Below are 24,864 nucleotides of genomic sequence, written 5' to 3'. Positions count from 1 at the left end.
GTTGCCGACGCAACGGGCGAGTGAGATCGACCAACTGCTGCCGCATCAGTGGGTATCTGTCTGACTTACGCAACGTGAGTTGGGCAGACGCTTACGGAGCAGGGGCGTAGACGGGGTGATCGACGCGGTGGGGTTCGAGGCCAAGGGCAGCACCACCGAAACGGTACTCGCTACTCTCAAGCTGGAGGGCAGTAGTGGCAAAGCACTGCGCCAGTGCATCGCCGCGGTACGGCGCGGCGGAGTGGTGAGTGTGCCCGGTGTGTATTCAGGGTTCATACACGGTTTTCTATTCGGCGATGCGTTCGACAAGGGCCTGACATTCAAAATGGGTCAGACCCACGTGCAGCGGTTCTTGCCTGAACTGCTGGAACACATTGAGACGGGGCGCCTGCAACCGGAAGCCATCATCACCCACAGAATGTCGCTGGAACAGGCGGCAGAAGGTTACCGGATCTTCGACAAGAAACAGGAGAACTGTCGCAAGGTTATCCTGACACCAGGCAGCAACGACGTACCACTGGCCGACGTCAATGAGACTCCGCCAATGGTCCCAGTCGCTTGAACGGTGAGCCTGGTTCTGCCGGCCGCTGATCTGGCAGAACTGGGACTGTGACGGCTGATGCGCTGCCTGTCACCCCCAATGGGTGGCAGGCATCGCATGCGAGACTGGTTACCGTCCTCATAAACGGCAACACCTTCAGGTTCCTTGACCCATACCTTCAACCGCCCGCCGATAATTCGCCGTCGCTTTCTCAATCATCGACCTGCGCTCTTCCCTGGTAATGAACCCTTCTTCGCAATACTCCTCGGCAAGACGCAGTAATTCGTCGTACTGCTCAGGAGCGCTCATTCGTATTTCAGGATGAGTGAATAGTCGCTGCCACGTTTCCAGCGCCTGTGCTTTTCTGTCTTCATACATGACATGGCCTCCAGATATGGACGGTAGAAAGGTCTTCCTGTTTACGGTTCAACGCCGGTGACGAGTGGGCCGTTGCCAACTCTAAACGTCGAAGCATCACAACTCACTGGATTGCGTGTTAACCGATTTTTTTATCAGTTAACCGCGCCGGTTAACGCCTACAAAAACCGGTTTACAGTTTTTGGGAAGCGCAAAAAACCCAAGCTCGGAGAACAACGTGTGAGAGCGAGAACGGGACCGATCCGACGCTTAATCCGCGAATGTGCGTATGCCGTGCAACGCATGCGCGACAAAGACGGTGACTTGCGCAGTAACACGTACGATGATGGCATCATAGAATCAAAAAACCATCCAAGGAGAGGAAATGCCGTTTCAACACCCCGAGTATCCGCCTTACATTCCGGTCATCAAATGGCAGAAAGCTGAGCAAAAGGCATTGGCAGCCATTGATGAACATCTCGTAGATCACGTCTGGCCGTGCATTGAAGTCAGAGGCGTCACGCATCATCAATTATTGATGTCCGAGGTGTATCACTACTGGAAAGGTACAGCGCTTGTGGACTATGCGGATCCGAGCGGCCGGTTGGGTGGCCGTCGGATGGAGGTGTTTGAGTCATTTCTTTCGGTCGCCGGGGCCAAAAATTACCCCATCATTCCGGTGCTGGACTCTCGCGACGCTGTCGAAATCGGCGACAGAATGAAACAGCTGCTATCGACCTTCGACTCGGTCGTTGTTCGCCTGCGAATCGAGGGCGTTTTCCTCTCCACCGACCACTTCAAACAGGCCCAGGATGCCTGCAGGATCCTGAACGGACTGAATATCTCGCCGCGGTTGATGATCGACATGGGTGAATGCCCTGCGCAATGGACCGCTCCTGATCTGAAGTCCTTTTCCGCTGTGCTACGAGATATGAAGGGTTGCGGCTACAGCACGGTGCACTTGACGTCAGGAGCTTACCCAGCGAGCCTCACTGACGTGTCGGCAATGGCCACTTATGATCGGGATGACTGGCGGCTCTGGCGGGAGCTGAAGACGCTCGCTTCAGATTTACAAGTGGGATATTCCGACTACGGGATCCTCTCGCCCAAATGGACGGAAGAAGTCCTCAAGAAAATCGCCAAGAAAGTCGCACTGCGGTACACCCGCGATGACAACTGGCTCATCCTGAAAGCCGCCGGCAAGACCAAACAGGACTCGATCGACCTTTCGGTCATTTTGATCACGACCTATGCAAAGGACTTTAAAGGCGGGGCTTATTCCCTTGGCGATCGATTGATGGCCACCCGGGCGGATTCAAAGGTCCCCGATCGGGAGAAGAAAGGTGGAGCGTCGTCCCACCTAACCGAAGCATGGATTCATCACATTGCTTACGTCGTCAAAGACCAATACTGAAGAGATCGTGAGGCACTTCTTCTGACGAAGCCTCACCTCTTTTGAGCAGGTAACTACGCACCGTCTGGCGCAGCTCATCGAGTGTAAGCACTTGCGCAACCCGATCTTGCAGCATGTATAGACTTCTGCCCCGCCAGCCTCTCACAGCACCACGGCTTTCCAGAACGCTAAGGCATTCCTCACGATTGAGAAGAGTCGCGAGAACTTCAGGTTCCTGACCTTTGTTAGGTTTGGCACGTCGTACTTGCTTAAACTCAGCATGCTCATGCTCGGGAACCAATAGGATGCCCCACCATTGCGGCAGCATGGGCATCGCTTTCTTGAGGTGACGTTCGGTAGTTACCAGGGTGACGTGATCGAACACTCTGGCGTATCGGGACCCTTGGCCCAGCAAACGCTTGAGCGAATCACCCTCGCTCTTGATCTCGTAGCAATGCATGTCGTAAGCATCCACGACGTCGGCTCGGATCTCTCCGCCACTGAGCTGCAACTCCTCAAGGAGCATGCCGGACATACTGCCGCGTACGCAGTCCAGATGATGCGCCAATGCTCGTTTGATTTCTGCCTCACGCATTACGGTTGCCTTGAAATGAAAAAATACTGTGGACAGCCGCAAAGTCTAACCCATCAGAGCGCAAACGCCTCGTGAAACGTAGGGTTAGCGTCTATGCAAATATGCTAATATTTTAACATGAATTGCATAAAACCACCCCAACTGCTTCAGCTTGAACTTCGCCAGTTCTTCGAGCGAGGTAAAATTACATCTAGCAGCGCAATAGCAAGGATGACCGGAATCTCACAGTCCCAGATCTATCGTAATCTTTACGGTCGACCAAAGCGCGTAACCAGTACCCTCAAAGCCCTATGCGATTATGCAAATATCTCGATTTTTGCTGAAAAGGCGGATCCGCGTAATTCTCCCATTTTGATGGACGCTCTGGGCCTGGTATGGGACGGCACAGACCAGCACGCAAAGAGGCTGGCTGAATTGCTATTTGCTCATCGCAAGGCGTGCCTGTAAAAATGATTGACGATGCAGCAGTACACAGGAGGGGTCCATGGATGAGGCTTCGACACCCGTAACAGTCAAATCAGCATTCAGTAGCCTTAAAGCCGCGGGATACCCACGCTCATACATTGAGAAGCTTCTCCCTGACTGGTGGGACAATAGTCTGTTCAAAACCAGCGCCGGCGTACTTCAATTCGCCCTGATTCTCAAACAACGACTGGGCCTCGAAACCAGCTTTGGCCAAGAAGGCCAACTACTCATCCAGACCTATCCTCGTAGCGCCAGGTTCAAGCGACGTGCGGATACCAAGGAGTCGGAGCTGAATATTGCGGCGGGTCTTGGCCTGGCCATCACCAAATTGGCCCTGTTCTGTGCCAACACGCCGTATACGCCGCTGACTTCCGATCCCAAGCTATTGCGAGAGAAGATTCTTGCGATGAGTGGCAACCCTCATGTCGATTTCGAAGGCTTGTTGAAGCTCTGTTGGGCTCACGGAATACCCGTGCTCTACTTGAAAGATCTGCCAAGAGCGAGCAAGCGCATGACGGGTATGGCCGTCAGCATCGACGGTCGACCGGCCATTATCTTGGGTTTCAACAACACCCAACATGCCCGCCAGTTGTTCGTTCTTGCGCACGAGTTGGGCCATATTGTGAGCGGCCACCTCGATGAAGGCGGCGTTTTGATCGACGAGGATCTCGCCGAGGTCACAGACACACTCATCGAGACAAATAACAAACGCAAGGATGCCGAGGAGCGGGAGGCCGATTCATTTGCATTGGCGCTCATCCGGAACGGTTACACAGCCCCATTGGCATCAATGGGTCGCCTCAGCTCCGCCACGGCCATTGCGGCTAAAGCGGCTGTGCTTGGACGAGAAATGGGGATCGATCCCGGCCACCTGATTCTTTCGTATGCAAAGCAACACAATGATTGGGCCCGTGCAAACCAAGCACTCGAATACAGCCCACCTCAGCCAAGCGCAATTGAAGTGGTCGGTCGGTACTTTCGCGAGGGCGTATCGCTCGAAGCGCTTAGCTCCGAGAATCAGGAATATCTTTTGTCGATCCAAGGATTTGGTGAGTAAAACGCTTTGTATCTTCTAGATAGCGATGCCGCTCGCAAACTTTGCCAGTACCAACTCATTCATGAGCTGACACGTGCTCTGGATTGCGCCCTCACGGACTTTGCGGTGCTGCCCCAGTTGGCCTTTCAGCTGCGGCTGCATAATCATCAGGCCGCATTAAAAAAGCTGGGCTCTATTGAATCGGTGGCTCTAGCCGCAGAGCTGATCGCTCATGCCAGCATCGTAGAAGTCAGGGTCGAAACCTCGAATTACGTTCTGAACTTCGAGCGCCCGGATATCGAATCCGGTGAGGCAGTCTTGTTCGCCGCTCTGCTCCAAAATGCCCAAGACACAATGATAAGTGGCGACAAGAGAGCCTTCGTTGCGCTGTCCAAGCTTGATGATGTAGAGGTCACCCATGAAATGTGGATTCGCTTACTCTGCCTCGAAGAAGCTATCCTGCTGATCCTGCGTAGCGATAGTTTCGATCAGGTGTGTGCAAAAGTTCGAGCGCGTAGTGATGTCGACAAAGCACTAAGTATCGCGTTTGGCGTATCACAACCAGCAATTCAAAACTCCGTGTTGGAGGCGATATCGAGCTACCTTCGAGACTTGCACCGAGATACTGGTGGCAATTGGCGAGACCCCGACGAAAAAAAAGGCCAGGCCCAACAAACCAGCCCAACATAATCTGAGTGGCAGTAGCAGCCTACCGCTCCACGGGTGCCAGCCGCGTACACGTATTAGACACCAACAAAGCGATTTCTAAATTCCGTTTTCAAGAAATCGTACAATTCCTCATCGCGCCTCCAAAGATAGTGCCGGCAAACGCTACCTTCTTCATGCGGCCCGGCAACAGGCTGAAATCCACTATCGATTAGACGCGAAGAAATCCGTTTTGGAGAATTAAGAAATTGGTGAGCAATTTCCCTGTTGAATACATACCGCTGCTGAAAATCCTTCAACGTAGATGGCGCGATTTTACGCTGATTGTTCTCAACTAAGTGTGGGAGCAAGCCATTATTTATCAATCCATACACAACCTGATCTTTTACGTTTAATACACTGGCGACCTCCTGAGCACTAAGATTGGTTGTCGTCTGATGTTCCGCTAACCAACGCTGTTTCCAATAGTAAAAATCATCAATCAGTAATTGATAATCCGCAAATGCCATTCCGGTTTCGCATCGATACAATTCAACTTCGCATTTTGTCAACGCACCCACGAAATCCAAAAACTGACTCTCGTCTTTCAGATAATAAGTAAATAATTTTCGGAGCGACAAGTATTGATCAGCACCATGCACTGCGTCGGACGGAGAAAATTTCTGTATAAAACTTTCAGAGTCAACAATCCAAGGGGTAGGGTTACTGTTTTTTGAGTTATAGCCAACCAGATACCCGCCAATAATAAGTGATCGTACCCTGCGCTCACTTATCCCTAAGCGACGCGCAGCCTCCTTTAAACTTCGTGAATTGTTAAATTTCTCAACAAAAGCCTGTGCTTCCTGGAGATCCACAACAGTGGATATTTTTCCACAGTCATGCTGGATCGAATTAGATGAGATGAAACCCTTTTCCAAGAAAAGCTTTAGTTTCGATAGGGGTACACCCAAGGACTTGGCCACCGTCTTCAGAGGTTTCCAACGATGCAACTGGATGGTTTCCCGTGAAAGCGTAGTCGAGGTCGTGGGGATTGGCCCCCGCCAGCGATTGAGCAAATATTGTTCAAATTCTTCACGCAGAAAGTCATATGCATCGCTCTTCAGCTTACGAAACGCAACATAGTAAATTTTTTGGTAACAAACCTTAGGGTGCCACTTATCTCCAATATTTCGACACCGATCTAAATATTCATGAAAAGAATCTGGCCAACCAAAAGCTATTTTACCCGCACTGTGGCTGATTTTCGAAAGGTCAGATGTCAGGAACACCGAGCGGCAGTATCTACCATCGGGATATTGCGCAATAAAACCTAAATTAAGAAATAGCTCATGCAGGGTCGAAATTGGAAGATTGCAAAGAACGGAATCATTCAATGCGGGCTTTGACGCTGCCCGATTTTCCAACAATCGAGAGAACCAGATATCCGACGTCGTTGCGCTAACAGATGAACGATTCGTGCGGATGTCCTGGTGGCATAAGCTGCACCGGAACGTGGTGAACGCCCCAAAACATAGCCTCATTCCGCATCGATGACAGGTGTCGATTAGCTCCACGGAGTGCTCAACGCAAAAATTGTATAGTTTTAACCCCCACACGTATTTCCAGTATCCATATTCTCCAATACATTTTGGACAGTGTTTTGGGCAATACATGGACATTGGGTCAAAGCTCGTTCGGGAACGGCTCAAGGATTTAACAGCAGATACCCAGACTAAAGGTGCATTATTTTCCTTGTAAAAAGTCCTCACCGCTTCATCGGTTAACTTTCTACATTGTTTTATTAAGAATGTATGAGCATAGCCGTTTGCAGTGGCCAGACGTCCTAAGAACCCGACAAGGCTCTCATCGTGAAAAGGGCTTACTTTAACTGGCAGATTTAACATATTTTCCTCGTCGGGCTCAGATGGAGAGAACTCCCCCTTAAATCACACAATTACTTCATAAGGCTCGCCCACGTCGATCAGAGGCCGAAAATCGAACTCGGCGTTGAACGGACTGCGATTTCGAGGAGCTGATTGCCAGACTTCGTCCTTGAATGCTGCATCTAAGGCCGCGAGGTTTACCCCCTCAAATTGGCCGCTTTGCACCAAGCGAACAGCTCTCTCAAGCACTTTGACCAGATAGTCCAATATTCCAAAAGAAGCGAAATAGAGACGCTGTATCATTTCGTCGGACACGAGGTTTACCGATTCGACGGACAGCATTTTTTGCATGGCCTTTATAACGCCAGCAAACTCCGGCCAAAATTCTTCGTCGGGCCTGAAGGGCACAAGTGTGTATGACGCAGAAAACCTCCTACGAAATTGGTCATTTGCTCTTTTCAAGCCTTCCAGGCGAGTCATACCGATCAACACGACTGAAACCTTTGAGGTATTCAGCAGGCTTTTTATCCAATCACCCGCTTCATATGCGTCGCTGCGTTTGTAGTCGACCAAGTGCTGTGCCTCGTCCAAAATAACGAGCTCAACTCTTAAATTTTCCAGCAAAGTTACCACCCGTGAGAATTTTGCCTCAGCGGACTCGCTGTTCATGTTCGCATACGGATCTTTCAAGGCTCTGAGCAATGCAGCACCAAGATTTTTCTTCGTGGGTGCAGATGGCATGTCCAAATACAGAATGGGCAATCGCTCCATTTCAATAGCACGTTCTGCGTTAACTGCACTGACGTACTTTTTCACAAGCGCGCTTTTCCCAACACCGCTGGGCCCCATGATGAGAAAACCCTGATTGGTTCCAGTTCGACGATTCTCCGTGTGGATATCCACTAACCTTGAGAGCGCTGCTTTGGCAATTGAGGTATTGATGAAGATCTTTCGCAGCGAAGTATCATCAACCGCATCCAGAGTGTTCATCTCATCCCCCTATCGAACCAGGACTGAGCGTAAGACGTATCTACCGCTAGGTCAGGGATCTCAAAAGTCTTTGTAGCTATTGGCATAGCGACATTTTCCAGCAATCTGGCAGGTTCGATAGGAGCAACGGGCGCACCGCCTCGATCACGCGCCAATGCAGCTTTACGCCGCCGATCATTTACCCGTTTGGTATCTCTCGCTCGCTGGATGTCCTGCTGTATTTCATGCGAAGCACGGAGGAGGGCATCAACATCCGGATTCAACGCTCCTGATAAGCGCAGCTGCTTTTTAGCCTCGTTGTACAAGTCCCGGCTTACACCTGCCAAGCGTTTGTCCTTGCAAGGCACCTGGAAAAAATATTTGCGTTGGTCGTCATATACCCAAACGTGACCTAGATCGTCTCTGTAACGTGCGTCTACGGTAAATCCGTCGGGACGCTGCAGCTTCAAATCGGCCAGCAGATCAGAATGGTAATACTGGCCGTCTACTTCGATCCCGTAATGGTGAATCTTGGGCTTTTTGCGGCAGGCCAGGATGGCTTCCAGCGCATCTAGATCGACCGGCATCTGAATTACGGATTTAGCTTCTGCCATGCGCCAAACCTGGTCAGGCGTTCTTCTGCGCAGGCCTCTGTGTGGAGTTTGATGGTAGATATCCACAATCCATTTTGTGATAAGCGCATCGAGGCCATCGAATGTGAGGCACGCTTTTTCCAGGGAGTCGTATTCCCCCTTTTCGTTAATATTCGCGAAAGTTGTGCCTGGCAGTTGATGAACGAAACCACGAGCAGTAGTACCAAAAAAACGTTCTACGGCTCCCTTCATTTGCGGACCACGCGATTTCGGGTATAGAACCTCGATACCCAGATCACTGAATGCAAGTAACAACATTCCGGCGTGAAACTCCGCCGCATTATCAGGCACCAACTGACGAGGTAAGCCTCGTGCCGGCCAGCCGTTGACCAGATTCGGGTAGCGCTGAAGCAACGAATCCTTGGGACATATCGCTTTCTCAATCACGCGCAGCACGCTTTCAGTATTGGGCGCGGCAAAGTGCAAAAGATGCGCCATCACCATCCGCGAGTACCGATCGAGTACGATGGTCAAATAAGGTCGACCAATCACCAAACCGGTATCCGGATCGATGAGCATGACATCAAGAAGTGTGTGATCGATTTCCCATCGGTGACAGATGCTATCCAATTGAAGCTGGCCAATAGCACGCCGGTGCTTTTGATTGGCCGCATATTTGCCCTTTCTTGCAGCGTCAACCAGGTATGGATCTAGGCCCTCTATATATCGATAAACTGTCATCCGCGACGGACAGGTTAAATGCTCAGCTTTTAGCTTGTGCTGGTTATATTCTTTGATGCGACCTTCGAACTCTGAATATACTTTTGATACCGGTTTCCTTTGATCTGTTAAAAAATGTTCATCAATTACGCCGAGAAGCACCTCTTCGAGATCGCCATGTATTAACCTATGGCGACCCTTATGCTCATGTTGGGGAACTAGAGCTGTTACAGAGCGCCACTTGTATCTACTCAGCCAGCGCTTAACTGTCGAGACCGACGGGGCCTTCGCACTCGTTTTATCCTTTTTCCAGACAGAAGTTATAACTTTCTTGAGTTCTTCTTTTCTGGGAAGTTTTCCTGGGTACTCAAGCAAAGCCTCTACGTATGGTCGTCTTCTCAATGCTTCCTCCGCATGCTCGGGCAGAAAGGTTGAGAGATCCCGTGGTGCGTTTTTCTGTTGAGGGGTGTAACCGAGCTTGGGTTGATCAGGAATCACGCATATGGAACGTTGCGCATACCCTGCATAAAAGTCTTTCTCCTTCATCAAAACGGGTTCGCCCAGTTCATCAGTAAAATGAAGCCGTCGATCAACAAGGCGCGAGCGGAATACGAGGTACCGTTCATTCATCGTTACAGCCAAGCCGGGACTAAGCGAAAAAATCTGCATGACGATGCCCTCCCTCAAGGTAGATGGACGATTGGGAGCTGAGACTTTTTTCGAGATCCACGCCAATCAGTCCAAGCCCTAAAAGCCTCCAGGCTTGGGCTTCCCCCGCCACCAAACATAGATCTGCAATGGTTTGGGGCTTGTCGGCCTTTATGCGGGACAGAAGATCAGGCAAAGGAGGCGTGCCCACGAATGTGCCGCGACGATGGTAAAGAATCTCCAATACCGACTTGCAACGCGGCTCCGCCCAGATCACTTCATCGGTAACCACTTCGAAGCGGCGGCCATCGGCGGCAAAATGCGCTTTGGCTGCACTCAAACGAGCGGCTGTGGCGTGATTTTTACAGTGTTGAGCTGGTTTGATTTCGACCCATACTCTTGAGCCGTCCACTAGTTCCACCTCTACATCAGGCACGTACTGCGCCAGTTGATTTCCTATTACGAAGGACTCACGGACGGGCTAGGCTTTGTAGCGGCGCACCTGTGGAGATAGCTCCAACAACCTAAAAAATCCACTTTCTAGGATTGATTCAAAAGCTACGGATTGCCCATTCTTGAGGGATGGAAAGTACCCTCTGAAGTGCCAGGATCTTCGGGTCACGACCTTTCGAACTGCCATGTCACTTTCCTCTAAACGATCGAATTTCCGAGCGGCACGAAAGCGTGCGCTCGTCGGGACGTAGGAGGATTTCTAAAGGGAACACTTCCCCCTCGAGTGATCTCGCTACGGTCGAAATGCTGGGAGGGGATTGACAGAGCAACAAAAAAAGAAGAAATTGCGCGTGTTGTGGGTTAAGCAACGACGCGCTGGTATTTTTTGTTTTTGTTGCCCTGTCTTCCCTCAGTAGAGGTATCTACATTTGGCTTGCTCCTTTTGTAGTTAAAAAACGAAAAGTTACTGGTGTAAGCAGCCTAAGATTTTGCTCGAACAAAATCGTTTAACTGCTTGAATAAAGCGAGCTTCCGGAAACGGGGCTCGCTTTATTTTTAACCGCCCGATTTTAATCCAGTAGATTAAGCGGCGCAAACTTTCCGCTCCAAATTTACATTTAAAGTTCTCCTCAATAGAACACACTAACTTACTCGATCTGATTAAAAACTAAGACGGATAGTATTAGTTGTACGTGTAAGGAATTAAATAACAAGCTCATTCGAGCAGTTCGCACAAACCTCCAGTCAACCGGTCCTCATTAAAGAACTCCGGCTTCACGCATGCCGGCATCAAGTGCTGAGCGCAAGCTGGTGAGCGTGACGGGGTGAAGAGTGCATCCGTGACGATTGCACCAGCGCGGCAATAAAAAAGGCCAACCCGAGTGGGTTGGCCTTTTTCCTGGTGCAGCGAAAGCAGCATATTGGGAAATACAGCAGCTTTTCTGGGATCCTACAATGGTGTAGGGTCACAAAATAATTGCTTCAAGACCTCCAGCAAACGCTAGTAGAGAATCATTTATTTGGTTAGTCCACTGGCCGGGATTCACTGAATAAATGAGAAAAGCCTACATGTTTCACACAATAGTTGGTTCCACGTGGAACAGGGCGCGGCAAGTAATGCTGCGAGAAGAGCGTGGCGCCTGCTAGGCTGGTTCTGTCAAGCAGGGTTGTGCGCAATCGCTGGGTCAACCTCCAGATACTCGTAGTTACCCTCGCTTGTTGGCGCCGACGCAGAATTGACCCAATGGGGATGCGGACAAAAACTTGGACTGGTTATGCCGCGAAGCCCAGGCTTTCACGATACTCAATGGGACTGAGCGCGCCGAGGGAAATCTTTATACGTTTTTCGTTGTACCAGCGAATGTATGAATCCAAGGCCTGAATGAACTGCTCGATGCTCGTTGACTGCCAGTTGCGAGGATAGAACAGCTCCGTTTTCAGTCGGCCGAAGAAACCTTCACAAGCCGCGTTATCAGGTGAGCAGCCTTTGCGCGACATCGAACGAATCAGCTTCGCATCAGCGATGCGCGATAGCCAGCCGGGCTAGCGGTAGTGAGCGCCACGATCGGAGTGAACAACAGGCCGTTTATCGTTTCTGGCCACCGTTTCGACAACTGCATCCAGCATCGTGTTCACAAGCTCGGCGTCGGGACGCGTGCCGATCGACCAACTGATTACCTTCCCATCGAAGCAGTCGATCATGGGGGACAGGTACACCTTGCCGGCCGGGATCTGGAACTCCGAGATGTCGGTCAGCCATTTCTCATTCGGAGCTAGGGCCGTGAAGTCGCGGTTGAGGAGGTTTCCGGCGCCGGACTGATCTCCCCGAGGTAGGAACCGTATCGACGCCGTTTCGGCTTGGCGACGACTAGGCATTCCTGCTTCATCAAGCGCTGCACCACCTTCTCTGAAAGGCGCACACGCTGCCTGCTCAACGAAGCTCCCATCCGACGGTCGCCATAGCAACGATGATTGCGTTCGAATATGTCCGCCATGGCACGACGCACTTCGGTGTACTTTTCCGCGACCTGCATTCGGGCTCGATGATAGAAATAGGAGCTTCGGGCCAATCCCAACGCGTCAAGCAGCTCTAGCAAGGAGTACCTCTGCCTTAGGGCATCAGCCAGCAATGTCTTCTCCCGATTGGTCAGGACTTGCCGGTTGATGCCCGTCTCTTTTTTTATGAGTTCATTCGCCCTCATCAACAGGTCATGTTCAAGCTGCAAACGGCGAACATCGAGCTGGAGAGATTCGAGTTGCCGCTGCAACTCCTCTCGTTCCAGTGACGATGAGGGTTCAAGCCGACACTTCATGGATGGGGATACCTCTGGGCCGAGTAGCTGGTTTTTCCAGTTGTACAAGGTCGGCCTGCACACGCCCAGCTTTTGAGCCAGGGCTTTCGCACTTTCTTTTCGCGTGCACAGCGCGATGACCGCTGCCTCCTTCACCGCGGCCGGCCGGGCTAACCCGTCTGATCGACCGACAATACGCGTATGCAACTCGGGGTGCATTTCGTAAATCCAGGCACGCAACGAATCTCGCGCGGGGTAGCCCAACGCCTTGATGGTAGCGGCGATGTTGCGACCGTATTGGAGATAGTGCCCGACAGCCTTTTCCCTTTGGGCCTTCAGTACTTCGACTTCGAGTTCTCGTAGCCACGCGGTAGGTCGAGGCATCGCTCATACTCTGCGTGCCAGCTCTTCAAAGAGTTCTTCGTCGGGTAGCCCAACTGACGAATAGTTGCCCCGGTTCGCTTGCCCAGTTTGATGTAGAGCTTGACCGCTCGGATACGGTCTTCGTATGAATACATGAACTACCTCCAGGTAGTCCAAGATTTCCGCCGCATCCCCACTGGGTCAGTTTTCGGTCAGCGGCAACACTCCCGGAGTCTGCTTGCAGGGGTCTCTCGCTGTAGGGCAATGCTTACTTACATCTCTAAAATGCTCACTTCAAAACCAGCGGGGTCTGATGGTTGATCAGTGGCCACGGCGTACATCATGGCTGCTTGCATTCTGCCGTCAATCTTTCGACGCATAGCGAGCGGTACCGGTCCCCACTAGCGGCCCGGCCGATATGTGGCGGATCCGTATCGAGCACGGCAATCGATCATGCCGTGGCCCACGCATCTTTCCTCGTCGCCTGGCGATCCCACATGTCGCCTGCATCCTGACGGCAGGGGAGCAGGGCGTCTCTGGCAGGCGCGGCTACGTTAGCTCGTAAAAAGTTAGTCAATTAAAGGGCCGTGAAGTAATGAAGTGTGTTTCCGTTGCGATGAAGCTGGGCTTGGGCTTTGCGTCCGTTACATTCATTACATTGATTAGCGCGTTGGTCGGTTTGGTGGGTGGCAATAACATCAACACCATGCTCAACGAAATGTACGCCAACAACCTAGTCCCTATCAAAGACGTGGCGAATGCCAACATGCAGGCCATTTACCATAACCGTGGGCTTTATGACTATTTGATTTCCGACAAGGTCGAGCTGGACAAAATTGTCGAGGGTATGGACCGAAACAAAGCGAAGATGACTGAGTTGCTCGACAAGTACGCAAAGACCTATCTCACTGATCGCGAAAGGGATTTATTGAAAAAACTGGATACTGCATGGGGGCCTTATGAAGTATCGGCCAAAAGAGTTTTGGCTCTTGCGCAAATCGATAAGCTGAAAGCCACGGATCTCATGAATAATGAGACCACTCAGTTGTTTCAGGCAGTGGATGATGTATTGTCGGACATCGTCGATTTTAACGACCAGTTGGCTAAAGAGGCTTACGACGAAAGTGATGCGGCTGCAAACAGGGCGCAGCAGATTCTCATCGGCATGCTAATTGCTGCGGTATTGGTTTCTGTCTTTATCGCCTTTTTCATTACCCGTGGGTTGCTCAGGCAGTTGGGAGGCGAACCGGCGTTTGCGGCGCAGGTGCTGTCCAGGGTTGCAGCGGGTGATCTCGGCGTAACGATACCACTGCGCAATAACCACACCGGCAGCATGCTAGCCGCGTTGAAGGGCATGGTAGAGAAACTTTCACAAATCATCGGCGAGGTGCGTGGGTCGGCCAATGCCCTGACCAGCGCCTCCGAGGAAGTTTCCGCTACCGCACAGTCCTTGAGTCAGGCCTCCAGCGAGCAGGCGGCCAGCGTCGAGGAAGCGTCGGCCTCGATCGAACAGATGTCCGCTTCCATCGAGCAGAACACCGCGAACGCCCGGGTCACCGACAGTATGGCGGGCAACGCCGCCAAGCAGGCCGTTGAAGGCGGCGTGGCGGTCAAGGACACGGTCAGCGCGATGAAAAGCATCGCGGAAAGAATCGGCATCATCGATGACATCGCCTATCAGACCAATCTGCTCGCGCTCAACGCCGCCATCGAGGCGGCACGCGCCGGCGTCCACGACAAGGGCTTCGCCGTGGTGAGCGGCGAGGTGCGCAAGCTGGCCGAGCGGGCCGTCAGTCTACTTGACAAGATCGTTCCCGGCATCGCGAAGACCGGTGTTCTGGTCCAGAAGATCGCTGCCGCTTCCGAGGAGCAGTCCTGCGGCGTTGGTCAGATCAGCGTGGCGATGAACCAGCTCAACCAGATTACCCGTCAGAATGCTTCGGCCTCTGGAGTGCTGGCTGCCATGGCCGAGGAAATGAGCGGCCAGGCCGAGCGGTTGCAGCGATTAATGGAGTTTTTCACGCTCGCCGGCGCAGCGCGTCAAGACTGGCAGTCGTCTGGCTTTGCAGGAGTAATGCAATGAACTCACTGATCGACACCGGCAACCTGATGTTCTGGCTGCTGGCAGTCTCGGCTCTCGGCATCGTGATACTCGTCGTCTTGAGCACTCGCTACCGGGAAGATCCACGCACCGATATTCAGATAAGTGCTCCCCTTGAGTCGCTTGCCGAAGTCGAACCGGACAGCCTCGAGCGCTTCAATCGATACGCGATCGAACAACTCAGTGCCGTCTCTGAGATTCTTGCGGAAAAGCATCTCAACAAGCCTGACGACAGGGGAGAGGACAGCGACTCCAAACGCCATGAGCGCCGCTTGGTCATCGGTGAGCAACCCGATATTTCCTTTGGCAACGAGCTCAATGAGCTTGAGGACAAAGTGTGCCTGCTGAACAGGCTCGCCGCTCAGTTGCTTGATATCGAGCGGGCTCTTGTCGGTACGGGCGTTGGTACATCGCCGGCCGCCGACACCGCGGCGCCAAACAGTCGCTACCTCTTTTTCACACTCGGTGGCGCGCCGTTCGCGGTGAGCGCGTCGAGTGTCGATACGATCGTCGAGGTCACTCCAATCGTGACCGGATCCGGTCTATCGACGCGGATGCGTCGGGCGATCAGGTTGCGCGATGCGCTGGTGCCGGTGATTGACTTGGGTGCCCATTTCGGTGGGCCGCCGATAGAAATCGGTACAAGCACCAGCATCGTCATCTTCGAAGTGATTCGCGACGACAGCAAGCAGTTGGTCGGTGTTCTGGTCGATGCGGTCGTCAAAGTGCTGCCAATCCCTTTGCTGGACATCCAGTCGCCGACAACATCGGACAACAGGATTTCCAGCGATTTCATCCTCGGTACAGTCACGATCGACAACCAGGACGTCACCTTGCTGGATATCGGGCGAGGTTTTTCAGTGAATGAGTTCGTCGCGCTCGGCCCAAGGAGCCCTACAGAATGAATAATCCGGTGCTTTCCGATAAAGAGTTTCAGCAGTTTCGCGGCATGATCTTCGAGATCGCCGGGATCAGCATGTCCGATGCCAAGAAGCCCCTGATCAGCGGTCGCCTGGCCAAGCGCGTCCGCCAGCATGGGCTGTCCGGCTATGGCGAATACTTTCGCCTGCTGATGAGCGAGCGCGCGGAACTGCAGGTCGCGGTGGACCTGTTGACCACCAACGAAACCTACTTTTTTCGCGAGCCGAAGCATTTCGACTTCCTCCGTGAGCGGATCCTGCCGGAGTTGCTCGACCGTTCCAGCTTGCGCGTCTGGAGTGGCGCTTGCTCCTCCGGCGAGGAGCCCTACAGCATCGCCATGACCTTGGCCGATGCCCTCGGCAGTCGACCCTGGGAATTGCTCGCCTCGGACCTCAGTACACGCATGCTGGAAAAGGCCCGCGCGGGCTTGTACGACATTGCCGACGCCGAAAACATTCCACGGCCGCTGTTGAACCGATATTGTCTCAAGGGAGTCGGCGAGCACGCCGGTAAGCTGCTGATAGACCCGGCGTTGTGCAACCGTCTGCGTTTCCAGCAGATAAATTTGAATTCAGCGCTGCCGGAACTGGGTGAGTTCGAGGTGATATTCCTGCGTAACGTAATGATCTATTTCGACCTCGAGACCAAGCGTCAAGTGGTGCGGCGCATGCTGCCGTTGCTCAAGCCGGGTGGCTATTTCATCGTCAGCCACTCGGAGAGCCTGAACGGTGTCTGCGACGAGCTTAAAGTCGTGGCCCCTTCCATCTACCGCAAGCCTCATGCGTAGACCCGACGGCATCATCGAGATCTTTTTGCAGCCGGGCGAGTTGTATTTCGGCGACCGCTACACCCGCATCCGGACTCTGCTGGGCTCCTGTGTATCTCTGGTGTGTTGGCATCCCAGGCTGCTGATCGGCGGCATGTGCCACTTCATGCTGCCGACCCGGCCGCACCCGCCAACCGGGGAGCTGGATGGCCGTTATGGCGATGAAGCCATCGAGCTGATGCTGCGTGAAGCTCGCGTTCACTGCGTCTCGCCCATGGAGTTCCGCATCCAGTTATTCGGCGGCGGCAACATGTTTCCCTCTATCGCTAGGCAAAAGGACAGGCACGTGGGCAAAAAGAACGTCGACGCCGCCAGGCAGTTGCTACAGGTTCACGGTCTGACGTGCAGGGGTACCCATGTGGAGGGGGTGGGCCACCGCAACCTTATCTTCGACCTGTGGAGCGGCCATGTCTCGCTCAAGCATGTTTCGCCGGCACTGGACCCACGCCAGGGGACGCGCGCATGACGCCCATCAAGGTCATGATCGTCGACGACTCCGCCGTGGTGCGCCAGGTGCTGTCGGCCGTGCTCGCCGCACAGCCGGGGATCGAGGTGATCGGCGTGGCCGCCGATCCGTTGTTCGCCCTGGAGAAAATGCAGCGGCAATGGCCCGATGTGTTGGTGCTGGACGTGGAAATGCCACGCATGGACGGCATCACGTTCCTGAGGAAACTGATGGCTGAGCGACCGACTCCGGTGGTGATCTGTTCTACGCTGACCGAGGCTGGGGCGCAGACCACCCTGCAAGCGCTGGCGGAAGGCGCGGTCGGTATCGTCAGCAAACCCAGGCTGGGGCTCAAGCAATTCCTCCACGAAGCCGTTGACGAACTGGTCCAGGCCATCCAGAGCGCGGCGCGGGCCAACCTGCGCCGTCTGGTCCCCCAGGCTGCTGTCAAATTGTCCGCCGACGCGATCCTGCCAGCCGTAAGTCTGGCGATGGCACAGACCACCGAGACGCTGGTGGCCATCGGCACCTCCACCGGCGGCACCCAGGCGTTGGAAGCGATACTTACACGCTTGCCGCGGGCCTGTCCCGGCCTGGTCATCGTTCAGCACATGCCGGAACGCTTCACCGCGGCCTTCGCCGAGCGGCTGAATAGGCTGTGTCGGATCGAGGTGCTGGAGGCGCGCAATGGTGACCGGGTAACCCCAGGGCGCGCGTTGATCGCCCCCGGTGGGCTGCACATGCTACTAACACGAAGTGGTGCCCAATATCACGTGGAGGTTCGCGACGGCCCGCCGGTCAGTCGGCACCGCCCTTCGGTCGACGTGCTGTTTCGCTCCACTGCCCGTGCGGCCGGCGGCAACGCGCTGGGGATCATCATGACCGGTATGGGCGACGACGGTGCGCGCGGCTTGAAGGAAATGCGCGAGGCGGGTGCACGAACCCTTGCCCAGGACGAGGACAGCTGCGTCGTTTTCGGCATGCCGAAGGAGGCGTTCAAGTTGGGCGCGGTAGAGCGGATGCTCCCCCTCGGTGAGATCCCCGCGGCGATCCTCGCGGGCATGACCGGCAGGCGATGAATACAAGCTTTCCCAGAGAACCCACTTATATCGATGGGCACTGACGGGTCTGTAAGGGGGATGGGCTGTGCAGCTGAAAAGAGGCCCGAGCCCGGAGCCTGAAAAATCACCTTCGCCTCATGAGGATCGAACATTCAAATGAAAATTCTTCGCAACATGCCCATCAGCCGTCGGCTATGGATCGTACTCCTGCTTGCCATGACCATGCTTCTTTTGCTCGGTTTGACGATGTTGCGCCAGATCTACATCGAGGACTATGCCGCCAAGGAACAAAAGACCCGGCAAGTGGTTGAAGTCACCATGAACATACTTGAGCACTACCACGGTTTGGAAAAGACCGGTGCACTGAGCCGCGAAGAGGCACAGAAACAAGCCATCGTTATGGTGCGCAAGCTGCGTTATGACGGTGATAACTATTTGTGGATCAATGATCTCGGGCCGAAGATGTTGATGCATCCGACCAATGCCAAGCTCGACGGTCAGGACCTCTCTGGATTCAAGGATCCGGACGGCAAGGCCCTGTTCATGGACATGGTCGCGGTCGCCAAGAGCAAGGGCAAGGGCGGTGGTTTTGTGGACTACCGCTGGCCCAAACCGGGCGCCAGCGAGCCAGTGGGGAAAGTCTCTTATGTCCAGCTGTTCCAGCCATGGGCCTGGGTGTTGGGCTCAGGCGCGTACACCGATGACGTGCAAGCCGCGTTTCGTGCTCAGATGTGGAAAGCTGCCGCTGTGTTCCTGGGCATCGGCCTGCTGCTGGGCGGCCTGATCATACTGATCAGCAAGAGCATCACCCGGCCATTGAGCGACGCGGTGCGCGCGATGGCCGATATCGCCGGCGGAGACGGCGACCTTACGCGTCAACTGGACGCTCGCGGTCAAGATGAGCTGACCGCACTGGCCGATCACTTCAACGGTTTCACTGGAAAACTGCGCGGCGTGATCGAGCAGTCGTTGCAAGCGGCCAATGCACTGAATCAGGCATCGGCTTCACTGAATGCCATCGCCACCGAAAGCCAGGGCCACAGCGTGCAGCAATCACAACAGATGGAGCGGGTGGCTGCGGCGATCGATGAGGTGACGTACGGCGTCCAGGATGTGGCGAATAATGCCGAACAGGCCGCCGGGGAAGTGCGTGACGCCGATGAGCGAGCCCGGTTGGGGCAAAGCAGTATTGACAATTGTTCACGGCAGATCGAGCAGCTGTCAGGGACCATCGAGCAAGCGGTGGCGGTTATTCAGACCCTCTCGCAGGAAAGTACCCAGATCGGAAGGGTTCTTGAAGTGATTCGCGCCATTGCGGAACAAACCAACCTGCTTGCCCTCAATGCCGCCATCGAAGCGGCGAGGGCGGGGGAGCAGGGTCGCGGCTTTGCCGTGGTGGCGGACGAAGTCCGCATGCTGGCTCAGCGCACTCAGCTATCGACCACCGAGATCCAGGGCATGATCGAAACCCTGCAGCGTAACTCCGATGCCGTGGTCAAGGTGATCGACGAAAGCCTCCAGGGTTCGCAACTCACCATCGAACAAGCCAACCTGGCCAGCCGCAGCCTGGATCAAATAGGCCATTCCCTGCGTAACCTGACCGGGCTCAATGCTTCCATTGCCAGTGCGACCTCTCAACAATCTCAGGCGGTCGAAGACATCAACCGCAACGTCACCCAGGCCACCGGCCTCGCACAGGAAAACGCTCAGGCCGGCGAACGAACCAGTGCCGCCAGCCAGAATCTGCGGCAATTGGCCGGTCAACTGAATCGTCTGCTGGGCCAGTTTCGGGTTTGAACCGTAAATCCGCACAGCAAGTTTTTGCAGTTTGGAAAACTTCAGAGGGCGGGTTTCAGTTGCGTGAAGCCGCGGTGTGGCAGGCCTTTGTGGATAACGCAGAAAGTCGTTGTCGTTTCAACCAAAGGCACGCTCAGCGAGTTGGTCGGCGTCCCCCTGGATGGTGCGGACTTGCCCTACCAAAAAATCAGCGGCTACTGATTGCCGGCAAACGCTTCGAGTCTGAATCATGGGTGCTTGAAACTCGCTCAAAAGCATGCCTGGCTCGCAGCTAAACATCCGGGTGTGCCCGTTGCTCCTGCTTGACCTGACTTGTAATGGAGGCATGCTCGGTATTGGCCGGCGTTTCACCAATTACCCGCGACCTGAGGGTTGCACGGCAATCGATGATCCTAAAGCTCGGTGTGTGGACAACGCTTTTCCCGAACCTTTCTCACCACAAACCATTATTTGGAATTCACTTCGTGAACAATTGGACCATCAGACAAAAAATTAGCATCTTGCTCGCCTCGGTCATTCTGGCCTTTGGGGGGTTGACAGGGTTTCTGCTAGGTCGTCAGGCAGCCGCTACTGCCGACATCCATAGTCTGTATGACAACGACTACCATGTGGCATCGACCATCGGTCAGATTGATGGGCTACTAACGCGCGTGGACATCAATATCCTGCGAATGATTGCCATTGGGAGTCCGAGCGCCATCGCCGAGTGGAAAGCCCAGAACACCGAGCACTTCAACAAGGTCGACCAGTTGCTGGGGGAGTTGAACGCATTGGACGATTCGACCACGGCGACGTCGGTCAATACCTTGGGTGAGGCCTATGCGCGTATGCGCAAGGGTATGGAACACCAGGTTGAAGCTATCGAGGCCGGTGACATCAAGCGTGGCGGCGAGATCAACCTGAGTGAGGTCAAGGACAACGCAGTGAAGGCCTTCAGTACGCTGTCCGAACTCAAGAGCGCACAGGACTTGAAGGCCAAGAGCAAGATCGAGGCACAGGAGGTGGCTGCATCGTTCATCCGCACCATTTCGATCATAACGGCTATTTTGGTTGCGCTATTCTCGATCGGATTCGGGCTGCTGTTTCTGCGCAACTTGCTCAAGCAGCTTGGCGGCGAGCCGGCCTATGTGGTGGAGGTGGTATCGAAGATTGCCGGCGGCGACATGACCGTGGAGGTGCAGACCCGGGCCGGTGATAGCGCCAGCATGTTGTTCGCCATCAAAGCCATGGTGGGAAAACTCTCGCAAGTCATTGGTGAGGTGCGCGGTTCGGCCAACGCCCTGAGCAGTGCCTCGGAGGAAGTCTCCGCCACCGCCCAATCGATGAGCCAGGCCTCAAGCGAACAGGCCGCCAGCGTCGAGCAGACATCTGCCTCGGTCGAGCAGATGTCCGCCTCCATCGAGCAGAATACCGAGAACGCCCGGCTCACCGATGTCATGGCCGGCAAGGCCACCAAACAGGCCCGCGAGGGTGGCGAGGCGGTCAAGGACACCGTCAGCGCGATGAAGAGCATCGCCGATAAGATCGGTATCATCGACGACATCGCTTACCAGACCAACCTGTTGGCCCTCAACGCTGCCATCGAGGCCGCCCGTGCCGGTGAGCATGGTAAAGGCTTTGCGGTGGTCGCCGCCGAGGTGCGCAAGCTGGCCGAGCGCAGTCAGGTCGCTGCCCAGGAAATCGGCGAGGTAGCCAAGAACTCGGTGGCCCTGGCCGAGCGCGCGGGCAGCCTGCTCGACGAGATCGTCCCTGGTATCGCCAGGACCAGCGACCTGGTCCAGGAAATCGCCGCAGCTTCCGAAGAGCAATCCTCCGGCGTCGGCCAGATCAACACGGCGATGAATCAACTCAACCAGATCACCCAGCAGAACGCCTCGGCCTCCGAGGAGTTGGCCGCCACCGCCGAGCAAATGAGCAGTCAGGCTGAACAGTTGCAGCAAGTGATGGGCTTCTTCACCCTCGCCCGCCATGGTGAAGGCGAACGCAACACAGTCGCCGTTGGAGCTAAGTCGACCCCATCCGTGCCCGCCCCGAGCAAGCTGCTGGTAAGCAGTCGCGATTCGGCCGTACCCGCCGGCTTCGTGCGCTTCCTGGAGTGATGTCATGGGACAGTTGATCAAGGGGCATAGTCCCGACAGCGCGCCGCAACCCCGGCAATACCTGACCTTCACCCTCGCAGGTGAACAGTTCGCCGTGGGTACACTCAGCGTCAAGGAGATCATTGAGTACGGCCAACTGACCGGCGTACCGATGATGCCGCCAAGCATTCGCGGGGTCATTAACCTGCGCGGCGCGGTAGTGCCGGTGATCGACCTGGGAGTGCGGTTCGGCGGTCGGCAGACAGGGGTCGGACGGCGTGCTTGCATCGTCATTATCGAGGTGCGCCAGGTCGACGAGCGCCAAGTGATCGGCGTATTGGTCGACGCTGTGAACGAGGTGTTGGAAATCAACCCGGCGGCCATCGAGCCGCCACCGGCCTTCGGTGCGCATGTGCGCACCGACTTTATCCAGGGCATGGGCAAGGTCGGTGACCGTTTCGTTATTCTTCTGGACATCGGCCAGGTGCTCTCGGTGGATGAGCTTGCCACGCTGGAGAAAGTGAGCGGGGCATCAGGATACGAGGAGGATGATAATTGAACTCCAAGGTTTTCTGGGGGGGGCTGTGCTCATCGATAACCGAGCGACCGACTCTACGGCATGACCGGTAGGTGTCGCTTGAAACTGAAGAGCGAAAGGCTCCGCGAGAAAAAATTCCAATGAATAAACTGCTGGGTAATCTGAGCGTAAACCTGAAGCTTGCACTGGGTTTCTCTCTGGTCTTGCTGCCGACGTTGATCATCACCTTTGTCGGTTGGTTCGGGTTGAACGCCATGAGCGTGCGTAGCGACAAGCAGATGTCGATTTCGGAAATTGAAAAAATCAGCAAGGATTTACGTATCGCACGTCTGTTCTACGCCGCCAATCATGGTGCTGTGAATGCTGCGGCCGTCGTCGGGCAATTGGACCGTCTCGATCAAAATCTGCAGCAGGCTCGGGTATTTCATAAGGCACCCCGGGATATTCAAGCGATAGAAGAATGCATAAGGAGCGCCAGCAACTATCGCGCCGCGTTCAGCCAGTTCAGCCGCGCCGTCGAAGCGGGTGGGGCTATCCTTGATCAATCCCACCAGTATGCCGATGCCTCTTCGAGTGCACTCAGCAAGATTTTCGATGTACTGCATGAACGAGCGACTCATCATGGGGGATTGGATAAACAGGAAAAGCTGCAGGATGCCGTTGTCGCGCAAGGCATGCTGATACAAGAGGCACGATTCAAATGGGTTGAATACGCCGCTAGCGGTAAGGTGCAGTTGGAGCGATCTGCGCTAGATGCCATCGACCAGGCTCAAGACGGTATCGATCGACTGGTCGGCAGCATGCCCCCTGAGCTGGTCGATGGCGTGCAAGGTGTCGGTCGGACGCTCACAGGTTTTCGCGCCGCCGTCGATCAGTTTCGCGATGCGCAACTTGCCGCGCAAAAGGCGCAAAATATTCTGGATGATGAAGTGGCTCGGCTGTTTGAATTGTCCGAGCAGATGTCGTCCGAACAAGTCGTGAAGCGCGATCAGGTGTCCAGACAATCCAAAATGCTGCTCATCGGTATCGCGAGTGCCGCTTTGTTGCTGGGTATCTTGGCCGCCATCATCATCAGTAGCCAAGTCACCCGTCCTGTCCGTGAGGCGGTGGATATTGTCGAACGCATTGCCGCCGGCGACCTCACGCATAATCTAGTGGTCACCCGCCGCGATGAGCTGGGAGTGTTGCAACAAGGCATCCTGCACATGGGCGAAACACTGTGCGACCTGATCGGCGGTGTTCGCGAGGGTGTCACGCAGATCGCCAGCGCGGCCGAAGAGCTGTCGGCCGTGACCGAGCAAACCAGTGTTGGGGTCAACCATCAGAAAATCGAAACTGATCAGATCGTCACCGCCATGCATGAGATGACCGCCTCTGGGCAGGAAGTCGTGCGTAACGCCCGGCAGGCTTCGCAAGCCGCCACGGCCGCCGATGACAAGGCTCGCGAAGGCGATAAGGTCGTCGCTGAGGTGATAGAGCGGATCGAACATCTGGCCAGGGATGTCGCCCGTTCCAGCGAAGCTGTGACAGTGTTGCAGCAAGAGAGCAAACAAATCGGCAGCGTCATGGATGTCATCAAATCCGTGGCCGAGCAGACCAATCTGCTGGCACTCAATGCCGCCATCGAGGCCGCTCGCGCCGGTGACGCGGGGCGCGGTTTTGCTGTGGTGGCCGACGAAGTCCGTGGCCTGGCCCTGCGGACTCAGAATTCCGCCGAAGAAATTGAAGGAATGCTGTCCGGCCTGCAGAGCGGTACCGAGCGGGTGACTCACGTCATGAGCAATAGTCGCAGCCTGGCCGAGAGCAGTGTCGAGCTGGCACGCAAGGCCGGTTTATCGCTGGCAAGCATTACTCGCACGGCGTCGGACATTCAATCGATGAACCAGCGGATAACGGCCGCAGCCGAACAACAAAGCGTCGTGGCCGACGAGATCAGCCGCAGCATCGTCAGTGTGCGCGACGTGTCCGAGCAAACCGCCGCCGCCAGCGACGAGACGGCTGCCTCAAGCGTCGAGTTGGCACGGTTGGGAAATCAGTTGCAGATGATGGTCGGCCATTTCAAAGTTTGAAGTGGAGGAAGTATGGGGTAGGGTTGGCCCTACAGGCGTAATCCTTTTTCCAGGTAAAAATCAGGCGAACCTGATG

19 protein-coding genes and 5 pseudogenes are annotated in these 24,864 nt (G+C 54.7%); 17 read left to right on the top strand and 7 right to left on the bottom strand.

The genetic code is table 11. The annotated features are described in order from the left end of the window. Window positions 1–100: 100 nt before the first annotated feature. Window positions 101–562: pseudogene (locus HDC30_RS13500) on the top strand (glutathione-dependent formaldehyde dehydrogenase); the annotation flags it as partial. Window positions 563–697: 135 nt separating this feature from the next. Here HDC30_RS13500 and HDC30_RS13495 read toward each other — a convergent pair. After that, window positions 698–919: a hypothetical protein gene (locus HDC30_RS13495; RefSeq protein WP_047297401.1), complete on the bottom strand. Its 222-nt coding sequence runs from the start codon at window positions 917–919 to the stop codon at window positions 698–700. A 364-nt stretch (window positions 920–1,283) separates the two neighbouring features. Here HDC30_RS13495 and HDC30_RS13490 point away from each other — a divergent pair, with 364 nt between their 5' ends. Continuing rightward, a complete protein-coding gene (locus tag HDC30_RS13490) occupies window positions 1,284–2,312 on the top strand; it encodes a beta family protein (RefSeq protein WP_047297400.1) in 1,029 nt (342 codons plus the stop codon). On the opposite strand, the gene HDC30_RS13485 is transcribed toward HDC30_RS13490, so the two are convergent. Beyond that, window positions 2,296–2,886, bottom strand: a complete 591-nt coding sequence (locus tag HDC30_RS13485; RefSeq protein WP_047297399.1) for a sce7726 family protein — start codon at window positions 2,884–2,886, stop codon at window positions 2,296–2,298. The genes HDC30_RS13490 and HDC30_RS13485 overlap by 17 nt on opposite strands. 117 nt (window positions 2,887–3,003) lie before the next feature. Between HDC30_RS13485 and HDC30_RS29530 the strand changes: the two genes are divergently transcribed. The 3 genes from HDC30_RS29530 to HDC30_RS13470 are packed head-to-tail and all read left to right on the top strand — an operon-like array spanning window position 3,004 to window position 5,077. Beyond that, window positions 3,004–3,333, top strand: coding sequence for a helix-turn-helix transcriptional regulator (locus tag HDC30_RS29530; RefSeq protein WP_080963329.1), 330 nt, complete (start codon window positions 3,004–3,006; stop codon window positions 3,331–3,333). A 37-nt stretch (window positions 3,334–3,370) separates the two neighbouring features. Further along, window positions 3,371–4,408 (top strand): ImmA/IrrE family metallo-endopeptidase, encoded by a 1,038-nt coding sequence (locus tag HDC30_RS13475; RefSeq protein ID WP_183783496.1) that lies wholly within the window; start codon window positions 3,371–3,373, stop codon window positions 4,406–4,408. A 6-nt stretch (window positions 4,409–4,414) separates the two neighbouring features. Beyond that, window positions 4,415–5,077, top strand: a complete 663-nt coding sequence (locus HDC30_RS13470; RefSeq protein ID WP_183783487.1) for a hypothetical protein — start codon at window positions 4,415–4,417, stop codon at window positions 5,075–5,077. Window positions 5,078–5,130: 53 nt separating this feature from the next. On the opposite strand, the gene HDC30_RS13465 is transcribed toward HDC30_RS13470, so the two are convergent. The 5 genes and pseudogenes from HDC30_RS13465 to HDC30_RS13445 all read right to left on the bottom strand — a co-directional run bounded on the left by HDC30_RS13465 (window position 5,131) and on the right by HDC30_RS13445 (window position 13,107). Continuing rightward, on the bottom strand, window positions 5,131–6,936 hold the full coding sequence (locus tag HDC30_RS13465) for a TniQ family protein (RefSeq protein WP_183783485.1): 1,806 nt from the start codon (window positions 6,934–6,936) through the stop codon (window positions 5,131–5,133). A gap of 42 nt (window positions 6,937–6,978) precedes the next feature. Then, window positions 6,979–7,905, bottom strand: a complete 927-nt coding sequence (locus HDC30_RS13460) for a TniB family NTP-binding protein (protein ID WP_047297396.1) — start codon at window positions 7,903–7,905, stop codon at window positions 6,979–6,981. Next, window positions 7,902–9,866 (bottom strand): Mu transposase C-terminal domain-containing protein, encoded by a 1,965-nt coding sequence (locus HDC30_RS13455; protein ID WP_183783483.1) that lies wholly within the window; start codon window positions 9,864–9,866, stop codon window positions 7,902–7,904. The genes HDC30_RS13460 and HDC30_RS13455 overlap by 4 nt, the downstream gene beginning before the upstream one ends. Then, entirely contained in the window at window positions 9,847–10,281 is a 435-nt protein-coding gene (locus HDC30_RS13450; RefSeq protein ID WP_183783481.1) for a TnsA endonuclease N-terminal domain-containing protein, read from the bottom strand. Before HDC30_RS13450 ends, HDC30_RS13455 begins: the two co-directional genes overlap by 20 nt. Window positions 10,282–11,570: 1,289 nt before the next feature. After that, a pseudogene (locus HDC30_RS13445) lies at window positions 11,571–13,107 on the bottom strand (IS3 family transposase). 440 nt (window positions 13,108–13,547) lie between these two features. On the opposite strand from HDC30_RS13445, the gene HDC30_RS13440 reads away from it, so the two are divergent. From HDC30_RS13440 to HDC30_RS29505, 12 genes and pseudogenes are all read left to right on the top strand, one after another. Continuing rightward, window positions 13,548–15,035 (top strand): methyl-accepting chemotaxis protein, encoded by a 1,488-nt coding sequence (locus HDC30_RS13440; protein ID WP_183783479.1) that lies wholly within the window; start codon window positions 13,548–13,550, stop codon window positions 15,033–15,035. Beyond that, window positions 15,032–15,958: a chemotaxis protein CheW gene (locus HDC30_RS13435; protein WP_183783477.1), complete on the top strand. Its 927-nt coding sequence runs from the start codon at window positions 15,032–15,034 to the stop codon at window positions 15,956–15,958. Before HDC30_RS13440 ends, HDC30_RS13435 begins: the two co-directional genes overlap by 4 nt. Next, window positions 15,955–16,761, top strand: a complete 807-nt coding sequence (locus HDC30_RS13430) for a protein-glutamate O-methyltransferase CheR (protein WP_145318196.1) — start codon at window positions 15,955–15,957, stop codon at window positions 16,759–16,761. Before HDC30_RS13435 ends, HDC30_RS13430 begins: the two co-directional genes overlap by 4 nt. Next, window positions 16,754–17,266 (top strand): chemotaxis protein CheD, encoded by a 513-nt coding sequence (locus tag HDC30_RS13425; RefSeq protein ID WP_183783475.1) that lies wholly within the window; start codon window positions 16,754–16,756, stop codon window positions 17,264–17,266. The genes HDC30_RS13430 and HDC30_RS13425 overlap by 8 nt, the downstream gene beginning before the upstream one ends. Continuing rightward, the gene (locus HDC30_RS13420) at window positions 17,263–18,324 is read left to right on the top strand and encodes a chemotaxis response regulator protein-glutamate methylesterase (RefSeq protein ID WP_183783473.1); all 1,062 of its coding nucleotides are present in this window, start codon (window positions 17,263–17,265) and stop codon (window positions 18,322–18,324) included. The genes HDC30_RS13425 and HDC30_RS13420 overlap by 4 nt, the downstream gene beginning before the upstream one ends. A gap of 138 nt (window positions 18,325–18,462) precedes the next feature. After that, window positions 18,463–19,245 (top strand): annotated as a pseudogene (locus tag HDC30_RS29525) (cache domain-containing protein); the annotation flags it as partial. A gap of 123 nt (window positions 19,246–19,368) precedes the next feature. Beyond that, the gene (locus HDC30_RS29520; RefSeq protein ID WP_409347912.1) at window positions 19,369–20,103 is read left to right on the top strand and encodes a methyl-accepting chemotaxis protein; all 735 of its coding nucleotides are present in this window, start codon (window positions 19,369–19,371) and stop codon (window positions 20,101–20,103) included. A gap of 317 nt (window positions 20,104–20,420) precedes the next feature. Beyond that, window positions 20,421–21,029, top strand: a pseudogene (locus HDC30_RS29515) (MCP four helix bundle domain-containing protein); the annotation flags it as partial. Then, entirely contained in the window at window positions 21,027–22,202 is a 1,176-nt protein-coding gene (locus tag HDC30_RS13410; RefSeq protein ID WP_409347911.1) for a methyl-accepting chemotaxis protein, read from the top strand. The pseudogene HDC30_RS29515 and the gene HDC30_RS13410, both read left to right, overlap by 3 nt. A gap of 4 nt (window positions 22,203–22,206) precedes the next feature. Then, the gene (locus HDC30_RS13405) at window positions 22,207–22,740 is read left to right on the top strand and encodes a chemotaxis protein CheW (RefSeq protein WP_183783467.1); all 534 of its coding nucleotides are present in this window, start codon (window positions 22,207–22,209) and stop codon (window positions 22,738–22,740) included. A 119-nt stretch (window positions 22,741–22,859) separates the two neighbouring features. After that, window positions 22,860–23,927, top strand: a pseudogene (locus tag HDC30_RS29510) (methyl-accepting chemotaxis protein); the annotation flags it as partial. Next, window positions 23,925–24,788 carry a methyl-accepting chemotaxis protein gene (locus HDC30_RS29505; RefSeq protein ID WP_409347910.1) on the top strand — a complete coding sequence of 288 codons (864 nt, stop codon included), beginning with the start codon at window positions 23,925–23,927 and terminating at the stop codon, window positions 24,786–24,788. The pseudogene HDC30_RS29510 and the gene HDC30_RS29505, both read left to right, overlap by 3 nt. The last annotated feature ends 76 nt before the right edge of the window (window positions 24,789–24,864 follow it).

This window comes from Pseudomonas sp. JAI115, from assembly GCF_014200835.1.
Lineage (GTDB): Bacteria > Pseudomonadota > Gammaproteobacteria > Pseudomonadales > Pseudomonadaceae > Aquipseudomonas > Aquipseudomonas putida_A.
Note: the sequence above shows the minus strand (reverse complement) of the source record. Positions and strands in the feature narration are given on the sequence as shown.

What these genes read in the sequence shown, in the direction of transcription:
- HDC30_RS13495 (WP_047297401.1), bottom strand. Translation starts at nt 919, where the DNA reads ATGTATGAAGACAGAAAAGCACAGGCGCTGGAAACGTGGCAGCGACTA.
- HDC30_RS13490 (WP_047297400.1), top strand. Translation starts at nt 1,284, where the DNA reads ATGCCGTTTCAACACCCCGAGTATCCGCCTTACATTCCGGTCATCAAA.
- HDC30_RS13485 (WP_047297399.1), bottom strand. Translation starts at nt 2,886, where the DNA reads ATGCGTGAGGCAGAAATCAAACGAGCATTGGCGCATCATCTGGACTGC.
- HDC30_RS29530 (WP_080963329.1), top strand. Translation starts at nt 3,004, where the DNA reads ATGAATTGCATAAAACCACCCCAACTGCTTCAGCTTGAACTTCGCCAG.
- HDC30_RS13475 (WP_183783496.1), top strand. Translation starts at nt 3,371, where the DNA reads ATGGATGAGGCTTCGACACCCGTAACAGTCAAATCAGCATTCAGTAGC.
- HDC30_RS13465 (WP_183783485.1), bottom strand. Translation starts at nt 6,936, where the DNA reads ATGTTAAATCTGCCAGTTAAAGTAAGCCCTTTTCACGATGAGAGCCTT.
- HDC30_RS13460 (WP_047297396.1), bottom strand. Translation starts at nt 7,905, where the DNA reads ATGAACACTCTGGATGCGGTTGATGATACTTCGCTGCGAAAGATCTTC.
- HDC30_RS13455 (WP_183783483.1), bottom strand. Translation starts at nt 9,866, where the DNA reads ATGCAGATTTTTTCGCTTAGTCCCGGCTTGGCTGTAACGATGAATGAA.
- HDC30_RS13440 (WP_183783479.1), top strand. Translation starts at nt 13,548, where the DNA reads ATGAAGTGTGTTTCCGTTGCGATGAAGCTGGGCTTGGGCTTTGCGTCC.
- HDC30_RS13435 (WP_183783477.1), top strand. Translation starts at nt 15,032, where the DNA reads ATGAACTCACTGATCGACACCGGCAACCTGATGTTCTGGCTGCTGGCA.
- HDC30_RS13430 (WP_145318196.1), top strand. Translation starts at nt 15,955, where the DNA reads ATGAATAATCCGGTGCTTTCCGATAAAGAGTTTCAGCAGTTTCGCGGC.
- HDC30_RS13425 (WP_183783475.1), top strand. Translation starts at nt 16,754, where the DNA reads ATGCGTAGACCCGACGGCATCATCGAGATCTTTTTGCAGCCGGGCGAG.
- HDC30_RS13420 (WP_183783473.1), top strand. Translation starts at nt 17,263, where the DNA reads ATGACGCCCATCAAGGTCATGATCGTCGACGACTCCGCCGTGGTGCGC.
- HDC30_RS29520 (WP_409347912.1), top strand. Translation starts at nt 19,369, where the DNA reads ATGGAGCGGGTGGCTGCGGCGATCGATGAGGTGACGTACGGCGTCCAG.
- HDC30_RS13405 (WP_183783467.1), top strand. Translation starts at nt 22,207, where the DNA reads ATGGGACAGTTGATCAAGGGGCATAGTCCCGACAGCGCGCCGCAACCC.
- HDC30_RS29505 (WP_409347910.1), top strand. Translation starts at nt 23,925, where the DNA reads ATGGGCGAAACACTGTGCGACCTGATCGGCGGTGTTCGCGAGGGTGTC.